General features: G+C 43.4%; 6 protein-coding genes. 1 reads left to right on the forward strand and 5 read right to left on the reverse strand.

The features are described 5' to 3' along the window. The first annotated feature begins 74 nt into the window (after positions 1-74). Positions 75-1652 (forward strand): ATP-binding protein, encoded by a 1578-nt coding sequence (locus C9991_RS02190; protein WP_106810993.1) that lies wholly within the window; start codon positions 75-77, stop codon positions 1650-1652. Positions 1653-1747: 95 nt separating this feature from the next. Here C9991_RS02190 and C9991_RS02195 read toward each other — a convergent pair whose 3' ends face one another. The 5 genes from C9991_RS02195 to C9991_RS02215 all read right to left on the reverse strand — a co-directional run bounded on the left by C9991_RS02195 (position 1748) and on the right by C9991_RS02215 (position 11073). After that, positions 1748-2215, reverse strand: coding sequence for an energy transducer TonB (locus C9991_RS02195; protein WP_106810994.1), 468 nt, complete (start codon positions 2213-2215; stop codon positions 1748-1750). Positions 2216-2226: 11 nt separating this feature from the next. Beyond that, positions 2227-3927 (reverse strand): M6 family metalloprotease domain-containing protein, encoded by a 1701-nt coding sequence (locus C9991_RS02200; RefSeq protein WP_106810995.1) that lies wholly within the window; start codon positions 3925-3927, stop codon positions 2227-2229. Between the two features lie 167 nt (positions 3928-4094). Further along, positions 4095-6053, reverse strand: coding sequence for a hypothetical protein (locus tag C9991_RS02205; protein WP_157949338.1), 1959 nt, complete (start codon positions 6051-6053; stop codon positions 4095-4097). Positions 6054-6072: 19 nt separating this feature from the next. Then, positions 6073-7725 carry a RagB/SusD family nutrient uptake outer membrane protein gene (locus C9991_RS02210; RefSeq protein ID WP_198643731.1) on the reverse strand — a complete coding sequence of 551 codons (1653 nt, stop codon included), beginning with the start codon at positions 7723-7725 and terminating at the stop codon, positions 6073-6075. A 39-nt stretch (positions 7726-7764) separates the two neighbouring features. Continuing rightward, positions 7765-11073, reverse strand: a complete 3309-nt coding sequence (locus tag C9991_RS02215) for a SusC/RagA family TonB-linked outer membrane protein (RefSeq protein WP_106810997.1) — start codon at positions 11071-11073, stop codon at positions 7765-7767. Positions 11074-11932 lie beyond the last annotated feature (859 nt).

Below are 11932 nucleotides of genomic sequence, written 5' to 3' on the forward strand. Positions count from 1 at the left end.
GTTTGGAGGTTATCATTTTTAAATGTATCTTCGCAGATATTAGGCATAAACAAGGCAAATAGGAGGCAACAGATATGACAGACAGCATATTTAGAAGACTGCCAGTAGGCATTCAGTCGTTCAAAGTTATCAGAGAGGAAAACTATCTCTACGTGGACAAAAGCGACATTGTATGGAACATGGTAAACTTGGGGGATAAGTATAACTACTTGAGCCGCCCACGTCGATTCGGCAAGTCTGTGCTTGTCGATACGCTGGAGTCGTACCTTGAAGGCAGAAAAGACCTGTTTGAAGGACTGAAGATTATGCAATTGGAGAAAGACTGGAAGCAATATCCCGTCATACGTCTTGACATGAGCCGTGGAGGTGCCAACGAAGATACTCTGCGCTCTTACCTGAACCTGCGCTTTAAGGATTATGAGGAGAAATACAACATTACTCCTGATCCTACAGCCATGCTTGCCGACCGTTTTCATGCAATTATAGCCACTGCCTATAAGCAGACGGGACTAAGAGTAGCTGTCCTCATAGACGAATACGACTCTCCCCTGCAACATTCATGGAGAACTCCAGAACACGAGAAATGCACGGGGGTATACCGTGAAGTGTTTGCCATACTTAAGGCTGACGACGAGTACGAACAATTCATTTTCATCACGGGCATCACCAAGTTCACACAAATCTCTCTTTTCTCGGTCCTCAACAATCTGTCCAACATCAGCTTTATGCCAGAATATGCTGCCATCTGCGGCATCACGGAAGAGGAGATAAAAGAGAACTTTATGCCTGAACTCAAACAGATGAGCGAAGCAAACAACTGGTCGGTACAGGAGACTCACGACCGACTGAAAGCATATTACGATGGCTATCACTTCAGTCGTCGCAACATGGTGGATGTTTACAATCCATACAGTCTCGTCAATGCGTTGAAATCAAAAGAAATAATTAATTTCTGGGCATCATCCGGAGCAACATCACTCCTCCCAAAGTTTATTGACAATGCAGAACTTCGTCTCAGCAAATTTGAGAATTGTTCTGTAATGCGCAACACCCTTGAACTGTCTGATGTCTCTGGAGGCGGTGCCGAACTGTTCCTATATCAGTCAGGGTATCTCACAATAAAGGATAGTGATGAGTTTGGCTATATCTTAGGGTTCCCGAATGAGGAAGTTAAGCAAGCCCTATATGAAACTGTACTGCCTGCTCTTGCTATGCGTTCAGAAAGCGAAATTCTGTCGCTACAAGCTTGCTTGTACAGATATTTGGGCACTGGCCTAATAGACGAAGCGATGAAGTCGTTAAAAGCCCTCATCGCTGACGTTCCATACAGCAACAAGAAACTTGCATCTATGGATATGGAGGAACGCTACCGCCTCATCATCAGCACTATTCTCAATGCTATAGGCTTGAATGTAGAAGTAGAAAAGATGATATCTACTGGTAGAATAGACATGACGGTGAAGACCTCACGCTATATCTATGTCATCGAACTGAAATTACGCAACAATGGAGGCAAGGAAGCTGCCACAGAGCAAATCCTCAACCGTCAATATATGGAACCTTTCAAGGCTGACAAGCGCAAAGTAATAGGATTGGGCATCGAACTTGACGAAGAAGGAAAGGGACTTCTGGATTGGAAGAGAACGGAATAAACGTTTTTATCTTTTATAATGAATAAAAATAAGGTGTCGCCTCTGTGCTTTAAGACATAGATGCGACACCTTATTATATATATACTATAATACTGTCATTTTGATTGTCTGAACATGACAGCAATCTTACACTCTGACTCCACAGCTTGACCGTCTTTATGGGCTGGTGTGAACACAGGCATTGACTTTACAACGCGCAAAGCCTCGTCATTGAAAACTTCATCGTCAGAGGAGAATATCTCACAATCGGTTATTTTACCATTTGTGCTAACATGAGCATTCACAATAACTTGTCCCTCTTTCTTCATTTTCTTGGCAGCCTCAGGCATGCGTATATTGTTCTTGATATAAGAGCGCATGGCTTCAAAGCCACCAGGAAATTGAGGTATCTCTGATGGATTGGAGAGCTGAATATTCGATACGTTTTCTGTATTTACAGAGTCCGTTTTCTGTTTTTCAATAATAAGTTTCGGCTCGTCAGTTTTCTGTTTTGTTTTTTTGTTGGTGCATGCCCCCAAAACAAGGGCAGCACAAACAAAAAGTAATAGCTTATAGCGTTTCATTCTACATTGCTTTATTTAACAACTTTCTTTCCGTTCACGATAAACACGCCATTACCAACAGCGTTGATATCGTTGCCAAGGTAAACTCCGTCAATTGAGAATACGCGGTTGTCAACATTCTTGTTGTCATTAACGACACCGGCAATAGCAGTTTCGCCACCACCCATAAAGTCGAAATCTACACTACCATCGTTATTTTGCTTGATGTTGGTAATAGGCTTTGACATGTGTGTGCCGCCATTGTAAATCACTGCGGCAGGAACAGAAGAATTGGTAAGCTCATTATTGCCATTGTAGGGATATAGGTCGCCGTATGATGTGTCCTTACCGTTTGCATTACGGTCATTGTCTGCACAGAACAAGGTGAGACGCTCATGATCGTTCTTCAAGTTTGAATAGTTGCATATAGTATTTACAACATTGTAGCCCCATAACTTTGCGTCATAGTCAACATGTGTTATCATCAAGCCACTTGATGGCAATTGAGTATCCCACAAACCAACATTATTCTGTCGGTTCTCCAATAAATAATACTCATTAGGTTCTGCGTCATTGTATATAACGTATGTATGTCCGTATTCTTCATCTTGGGGCTTTACACCCTTTACAGTAGTCGGCTTGTTAAGAACTGTTGGCTGAAGCCATCCCGCAAACCATTTCTCGTATGCAGTGAAATTTGGTGGGCAGAAACTGCCACCATTGTAACTGCCTGTGTCCATTAAGTCCCATAATGACATACCTAAGTTTCCTCCATAAGCTGTATCATACATGTCGGGATAGCCAAGACAATGGGCAAACTCATGACAGAGTGTACCAATACCTGCACGTGCAGATCCAAGAAGCTCTGGACCACAAGCGTAGGTATTTACTGCTACTCTATTGCCGTTTGCATCATAGTCGTTGCTTGGATACGAAGTTCCAACTTCACTATTTGAGAGACTCGATTCATGTGGCCATATAGTATTGCTGTCGCTACCGTCTGCCTGACCATGTCCTGCAAAAAGCACATAAACTTGGTCAACATAACCGTTACCTGTCCAATCGTAGTCGGCGAAATTTACATCAGCATCAGCCATACGCACAGCCTCAAGAATCATTGTTCCACGGCGTATATCTTTACTGTTACCCTGGTCTGCACCATAGTAAGCCACTTTCTTGCTCAAAGTATACGGACCTACTACGTCGAAGTCAAGCTCAAACTGATTGTTTGACTGATTCAAGAAATAGTCTTTCACAGTTCCTACGAATCCACGACGTGTGTGTGTCTTTGTCAATGGACCGTTAACATAGCCATTGACAAATTTCTGGTTGTAGCCAAGACCAAACTTTGTATCTTGATATTCAACAAGAATTATAATACCCTTCTTCTTACCGATGATTGGTTCTGATGGTTGACCAATACGAGCCGGGGACTTTCTTAATCCTTTACGCTCCGCATTTGCTATCATGCGTAATGAATCACCACGGAGTTTTATCTGTTTAAAATCAGCTTTCACATAGCGATTGCTACTGTTTTCCATAAGATCATAACAGATGCCATCAGCATCCTTAAAATAATGGCAAAACTCATCGCCTTGCAACTGGGCACGCACCCGAGTGCCATCAGCGAGTGTTATGGTGCGCCAAACACCTGGCATAGCCGGCACAGCACTTGCCGACATCACGCTGCAAGCCATTGCAGCTGAAAGAAATAATTTACTTATAAGCTTCATAAAATTTTATGGTTAATTTTTTTGTAAAAGATACATTAAAAACATAGACAACAAAACAGAATAATTGTTTTAGCAATTTCTTACATAATGGAAATATACTGCCATATACTAAAAAATCTCCAAACAAAAAAATGTCGGGAGATTTTTTAGTATATGCAGTATATGCATTAGTAAGCAAACTTCTTAAGACGGCTTATCTTAGATTTATTGAAACTCTTATGCACTGCGTTAGCATTGAAGTCCTTACGGAAGATATACTTACGCTCTGCAGCTATCTTCTTAGCAGATGCCATTGCAGCCTTAGCAGCAGATGCATTACGGTCGAGCACCTCATAGGTGTCAAGCTCTGTAACACCGAAATCGCCTAGACCTTTAGATGTTCTGGCACCGAAGTTTAGGATGAAATTGTAAACGTCATCGTCCGCATTATAGTTAGAGTGCCATCCATACTGGTCAAGCTGTGCAGCAAAGTCGGCATTTTCTTCCAACATCCATGTATATAGGTCGCCAACAAGAAATTCGTATTTGTCATTTGTAATACCTGTCTTCTGTGGCTCAACTGTAATTATGCCATCTTCATCCACAGAGAAGTAGAGATCATAACCCTCAACGAGGTAAGGTGAGATCTTAAACTTAGTAGGATCGACAGTACCCTGCGAGAGGATCGACTCCTGCTCTACAGATTCTTTTACTATCATTCCATTAGGTTCCTTCCAGAAATTCGAGCTAAGGTCCTTAGCTCCTATGGTATAGGTACCAGATGCCACATCCTTGTAACTCTCCTCTGTAGACCCATCCTTACTTGACTTAAGCTTGTATTCGAAACCCTCTGTACCTACAGCCTCGCCAGCTCCATTGTAGATTACACAAACGAGTGTATAATTGCCAGTCTCAGTATAGGCAACGTTTACGGAGCCAGAAGCTGTAGCCTCAGCAGCCTCAATAGAGCCATCGATGATACCATTTGCAGTTGCAGTAGCGTTAGAAGAAGCAACAAGTGCATACTTCACCAAAGCAACATCATTACCAAGTGTGAGGTTGAATGTAGCATAGTCGTTGTTGTCTACATCGGTGAAACGACCCTGATATTCAGCATTAAGTGCATAGTCGGCAATGATATTACCAGGAAGAGCAATTGCAAAGAGACCATTCTTTGCAGCAGTAAGGTAGCTACCCTCCTGAAGTTCTGAACCTGCGATGCAAACAGCCTGTTTCGGGAATGTTATTACACCATCCTTCATTACACCAAAGTACTGTGGGAACTGCTGCTTAACCAACTCCATAATCTGTTCGTCAGTCTTATCTGGGAAATTGCTACGTGAGTTCATCAAAATCATCCAAGGATTTCCACAGAGTGACAATTCGCCAACACCTTCCTGAGCTACATAGCTCAAACCAGTATGGCATTCCTTAAGATATACAGCATTCGGGTCGGTGGCGTCAATCACCCAATTGTGGTCAACACTTGAGTCGTATTTGAAAGCACATGCAGAGCCATCCTTCTTGGCAGCCTCAGCCTCCTGAGTATACCAATCTTCATAAGGGTTAACGATGTTATACATACCTTCCTTAACAGCACTCTTCTGAATCTTAACATCCCATACAGGAGTACCGTCTGTGAACGTGAAGATTGAAGTGATGGCATCGTCACGCATCTTACCGATTGACTTGTCGGTAGGAATATCAATCCACTCATTAGCACCAGCCTTGAATGACAAAGTGGTAATGCCATAAGTGGAATCCAAACCTTCACCAACTACAGAGATGGTACCACCAGTATAAACTCCATACTCAGCCTTTGCAGGATCGTATGTTATGTCGATTGGAGCATCGGCAGAGCCATCGGCAAATGTCACCTGTGCAGGAACTGTGAAAATGTTACCCTCACCAGGAGCGTATGACAGAGATACTGTCAGCTCGCCCTTTGTATCAACACGATGAAGTTGTATGATAAAGTTTGAAGCTGTCTTGCTGATGGTGATGACAGAATCCTGGTTGTTACTGAAATACACCTCTGTTCCAGAAACTTTTGCCGGAGTGTAATCGAAATCGTTTGTACACGCACCAAGGACGAGCGCTACCAAACTCACCAGGAACAAATATGAAACTTTTGCTATATTTTTCATAATCATTTCTTGTTAGACATTATTTGTTTTCTTTCCAAGTAGGATACTTGTCGCTTGGATCTGGGTTGTTCCAACCAACAAGTGCTTGGTTGTTATCAGCCTCGTTGCGCACCATTGTGAGGTTCATCCATGCCGGACGACCATTGGTGTTGAAACGTGTCTCCTCATACCAGTTTGTGCCAGGATAGCCACGTGTTACAGAGTAGTTAAGACGCTTGATATCGAAGAATGTCTGACCCTCACCCCAAAGTTCAACACGCTTTTGGAATACTATCTCCTCAACAACAGCGTCGGTAGAGCTTACCTTGCAGCTGTAGTTAGGATCGCGATATGTCTTCATAAACTGTTCGAGCAACTGCTTGCCACGTGCTGCATCCTGATGAGCAGCAGCCTCAGCCTCGATAAAGTACATCTCCTCTACACGCATAACTGGATAAGCCGAAGCAGCACCTGCCTGAGAGTCTGTTGCGTTGCCATTTGCAGGACGGAATTTCAGAGAAGCGTATGAAGGCATATACTTATTGCAAAGATCCTTGATTGAAGGAATGTAGATATTCTTGCTTGCAATACTTGAACCTTCTGGAGCCTTATACATATACTTACGGAAGTCGGTGTCAGACATACGGTCATACATGCTGCGATCAATCATGTTGAACGGCATGTCCGAAGAGTTAACTCCAGTATAACCGAATGTTGTTTGGTTTGACAACCATGATACCCAGTTTACAATACCAGTCTTAACCTGGTCGCTCTCACTTGTAAGCTGCTCACCCCACATCCACTTAGAGATGTCGTTGAAGCCCTTAGTGTAGCTTGTGCAGTCAGCCTCAGTCATAGGTGATACACCAGCAGCGTTAATAGCCTTACGTGCATACTCCTCTGCCTTGGCATACTCCTCATTCCACATATAGAGACGAGCCTTCAGACCGTATACACAACCGAGAGAAGGAAGCACCTTACCCTTGGTATCTGTAAGGTTCACGATATACTTCTCGGCATTGTTGAGGTCTTCCTCAATAAACTTGTACATCTCCTCATGTGATACACGTGGATTGTTCAAGGCAGCCTCTTGGTCGGTGGTCTCCCTTACAATAGGCACTGTAAGACCCTTTACGTCATTACCATCAACATTGATGTTGCTTGTAACGTCTGTAGGAAGATACTCATACATACGTGCCATGTCGAGATATGCAAGAGCACGGTAAGCTAAACCTACACCAAGGTAGCCAAGCTGCTTGTCTGAAGCAGTCTCTGGAATCACAGAACCTACCACATTGTTGGCAGCGAGAACAAGACCGAAATAATACTGGTTGATATACTGTGGGAAGATATAACCGTCGCCCTGATATTTGTTGCGTGCCCAATAGTAGAAGTGGAATGCGTATCCGCTTGAAGTCTGACAGAGGTCGCCAGTCATAAGGTCGCGGATATACATCATTGCACTATAGCCAAAGCAGTTGTGATAATTGTCAAAAAAGCCACGGTCAACCTCGTTCATTGTTGCAGGCACAGCCATCACCATAGCCTCAGCCGAAGCCGAAGAGCCCTGAATCTGCTCCTCAGTAGCAACTGTTGTAGGTTCGGTCACGTCCATACAGCCTGTGAGCGAGCTCATTGTGAGACCTGCTACAGCAAGTCCCACAAAAGAGCGATATATTCTATTCTTATTCATTATTTCTTGATTTTTATGTGTTACGAATGTTACAGCATATTAGAATGTGAGTGTGATACCGCCTGAAACAGTACGTATTGGACGATAGTAAGCGTTAGACGCACTACCAGTAATGCTCTGACGTGGGTCAAGACCCTGACGCTTTGACCATGTCCAAATGTTATCAGCCACACCATATACGCGAACCGACTGCAAGCCTAAGCTACGTAGCCAGCTCTTCGGCAATGTATAGCCGAGTGTGATGTTTGACAATGTCAAATAAGATGCGCTGATAAGGAAGCGATCAGAAGCCGAAGACATGTAAGAGTCGCCATACTGCCAACGTGGGATATTGCTGTTCTTGTTGTCTGCCGACCATGCATTCTGCATGTCAACATGGATTGCTGAGCCTGCGCTTGAACTCATCAAGCCAGCGTATGTGCCATCATAAACCTGACCACCGAGCTGATACTGGAAGTCAACAGAGAAGTCGAAGCCCTTCCAAGAAACGCTTGTACCGAAACCACCATAGAAGTCAGGCAACACGTCACCACAGAGATAGTAATCGGCATCGCTATAAGTTGTTGTACTCTCCTGACCAACAACCTTACGGTGCTTAGATCCTTCGTAGTTATCATCTACAACCTGGTTGTTGTTGTTATAGTAAATGTACTGACCGTTTGCATCTGTCTCGTAAACATTTTTGTACCACATTGACTCACCAGTTTCAGCGTTCACGCCTGCATACTTCTTTGAGTAATATGTGAAGCGCGACTCACCCTCCTTGTAGAAGAAAGAATCACTTGAGTAGCCAAGTCCGATACCCTCCTTATAGTTCTTCTTACGGTCGGCTGAGAGCTTTGTAATCTCATTGTGGTTAGATGTAACGTTAGCGTAGATATTCCATGTGAGATCCTTTGTGCGGATAACGTCACCGTGGAGGTCAATCTCGATACCGTCGTTCTTCATGTTACCTACGTTGTCGTAGTAGCCGCTCCATCCGAATGACGGTGGCAAAGATACCCATGAGAGCATGTCCTTTGTCATATTGCTATAATACTCGATACCACCTGTGATACGGCCTTTGAAGAGTGAGAAGTCGAAGCCCATGTTGAACTTACCATTCTTCTCCCAAGAGATTTTCTTGTTACCAAGTGAAGCAGGTGTCAAAGAAACATTGTCGCTTGAGTTCTTAATGCTGTAGTACGGTGTATAGAGGTAAGAGCCGATACCGTCGTTACCATTCTCACCATAAGAAGCCTTGAACTTAAGTTCGTCAACAAAAGGCACCTTGAACCAAGACTCGCGATGGATATTCCAACCGCCACCTACAGACCAGAATGTACCCCACCATGAATCTTGATGGAAACGTGAGGAAGCCTGACGCATTACAGATACAGAACCGAAGTAGCGTGTATCGTAGTTGTACATAATACGGCTGAGCCATGACTCTGTGTTGTACTCACTTGAAGATGAGTTACCACTGTCGAGAACCACAGCACCAGCAAGTTCCTTGTTGTTAACAGAGAACTGGTTGTGTCTCTTTGCAGAGAGTGCATAGCCATAAGCTCTATAGTACTCATGACCAAGCATCACCTCTATGTCATTTTTGCCATAGACCTGATGCCAGTTAAGACGCTGCTGGTAGTTGTAAGACCAATCACGATCGTGAGACTTAGCCACAACACCGTTGTTCGAAGCATACTGTCCGAAATACGGGTTGGTGGTACTAGTTGCACGATACTCGTTGAGGTATACGTTGTTGATTGAAGTGAATGTGAATCCATAAGGAAGACGAATCTCAGCACTACCAGTGGCATTCAATGTGTTACCCTCAACGTTGCTTGTATTCACAAGTGCATCAGAGATAGCGTTTGAACCGCTCATGTAAGGACGGAACGCAGCAACAGTACCGTCTCCATAGTCGTATGCAGTGATGCCAGCCTCCTTGTTGAACATGATATTGCCTTCAGCGTCGCGCATGTAGATAGGATAGATAGGCGCGATATTGGTGAATGAGAACTTGTTGGCTGATGAGCCACCATCTCCATCGTTTCCGAGAGAGTTGTAGTTGTAATGGCCATAGCTGAAGTTTGCGCCCAAGCGCAACCAAGGCTTAACCTGATAGTCTGCCTTGAAACGTGATGTGAATCGCTTGTAGTCAGAAGCTGCAGTGATACCATCATTGCTAAGATAGTTTACTGAGCCATAGAAAGTACCCTTGTCGGTAGAACCGTTAGCTGTAATTGTGTATTCCTGACGGAGAGAGTTGTTGTAGATAACATCTTCCCAATCATCAGGAGTCAAATAATAACCGTTGGCAGAAATTGCACCGAGAGTGGCGTTAGGATTAAGCTTGCCGTTGGTACCAATCATCTGCTGACCGTTAGGAATAGTGTATACATTATAACCGAGACCATAAGTCTGGTTATTGATAAGGTTGGTGTTAGCCCACTTCCAGGCCTCTGTCGGGTTCATGTGACCATAAAGATAGCCCACTATTGGATTGCCTTTGTCATCCTTACCAACAACACCTTTCTGCTGGTTTACTGCATAGTTATAGAGTCCCCTATACCACATTTCGTAGTAAGCGGCAGGATTCTTTATTGTCTCATACTCAGGAACAGCCTTTGAGTTAGAGCCCCACTTTGCATCAACAGTGATAACACCGTTCTGTCCACGCTGTCCACTCTTGGTAGTGATAAGTATAACACCGTTACCACCACGCGCACCGTAAAGGGCAGTAGAGGCAGCATCCTTCAATACTGTCATCGACTCTACGTCAGTAGGGTTGATATCATTGAGCGAGCCACCATAAGGCGAACCGTCAAGCACAATGAGAGGGTCGTTGCCTGCATTGATTGAGTTGTAGCCACGAATACGGATAGAAGGAGTAGAGCCTGGCTGACCTGACGCTGTGTTGAGCTGCACACCAGCAGCCTTACCTTTTAAAGCGTCCGCAGCATTAGTAACCTGCACTTTACCAATTTCCTTAGAGCCTACAACTGCAGCAGATCCAGTGAAAGACGACTTCTTCTGTGTACCATAGGCAATAACCATCACCTCGTCGATGCTATGCTGGTCAGTGTCAAGAACAACATTCATGTTCTTGCCTGCCTTTACTACCTTAGTAACCATACCGATATACGAGATCTCAATCTTAGCATTCTCAGGAACGTTAAGCGAGAAGCCACCGTTCACGTCGGTAACTGTACCAGCGGTCTTTGAGCCTACTACTTTGACAGTAGCACCGATAACCGGCTCGCCGTCTTCAGCAGAGGTGACCTTTCCGGAAACGTGAGTTTGTGCCAATGCCATTCCTATGCTAAGGAATAGACAGGCGATAAACGTCATGATTCTTTTTTCCATAAATCTCTCTCTTTTAAGTAAAATAATGTATAATTGATGTTTTTTTTTGCTATTATTGTGCTCCAGAGGTCTTACTGGGTGTCTTCCTCGCGGGGCGAGGTGGACAGAAGGGAATATCACATTAAGGTGTTATCAGTCGATAAAGTGTTATCTCAAATACAATTGAGCACTTTGCAATTGCTGACGTCCTTGTTTAATTACTGTTTTACATTTAGCATCGAACCCAACATGTCAACATTTTTTTAAATTTTATAATCTATTTGCAAAATTACGTATTATTTATTTTCCATCCAAATATTTTAACGCAAAAAGCGTGGTTTTATTGCAAAATTATTCCAAATCAAATAAAATTCCGTATATTTTGTTTGTTTTTATAAGTTATACCATGCATTGCGCAACAAATTGTTGTACGCACACACTATGGGATATTTGACATTTTGGTAGAAAAAGAGCAAAATATCGTGTAGTTCCTGTCGTTTTAAGTTTAAAAATATATTAAAACAGGATCGCTTTATAACATTGCGTCAGTGTATATGTATAATTTAAGTTTCGCAAGCGAAAGAAGTTATTGGAATTTATCAGAAGATAACTCGCTTCGCTCGTTCAGGGAGTGCTAACTCCTTTAATTCCATTAACTTCTGAACTTGCGAAAGTTCAGTATATAATATTTTAAAATGTAAGGAATAACAACCTATTACTATACTGGTATTATAGTCGGTGATGTTATAAAAACAAAAGAGAGTGTGTCAAAACTCAAACCATGCGGGCTGAAAGCTCAAATTTCGCATAGTCCAGGGCCGCTCGGCTCTGGGCTAGGAGCTTCTGCCCCTTCGGGGCGTACCACTTGCGACTTTTGACA

Source organism: Prevotella merdae, from assembly GCF_900290275.1.
Lineage (GTDB): Bacteria > Bacteroidota > Bacteroidia > Bacteroidales > Bacteroidaceae > Prevotella > Prevotella merdae.

Excerpts from the sequence above, each read along its gene's own strand:
- C9991_RS02190 (WP_106810993.1), top strand. The coding sequence starts at position 75 with ATGACAGACAGCATATTTAGAAGACTGCCAGTAGGCATTCAGTCGTTC.
- C9991_RS02195 (WP_106810994.1), bottom strand. The coding sequence starts at position 2,215 with ATGAAACGCTATAAGCTATTACTTTTTGTTTGTGCTGCCCTTGTTTTG.
- C9991_RS02200 (WP_106810995.1), bottom strand. The coding sequence starts at position 3,927 with ATGAAGCTTATAAGTAAATTATTTCTTTCAGCTGCAATGGCTTGCAGC.
- C9991_RS02205 (WP_157949338.1), bottom strand. The coding sequence starts at position 6,053 with ATGAAAAATATAGCAAAAGTTTCATATTTGTTCCTGGTGAGTTTGGTA.
- C9991_RS02210 (WP_198643731.1), bottom strand. The coding sequence starts at position 7,725 with ATGAATAAGAATAGAATATATCGCTCTTTTGTGGGACTTGCTGTAGCA.
- C9991_RS02215 (WP_106810997.1), bottom strand. The coding sequence starts at position 11,073 with ATGGAAAAAAGAATCATGACGTTTATCGCCTGTCTATTCCTTAGCATA.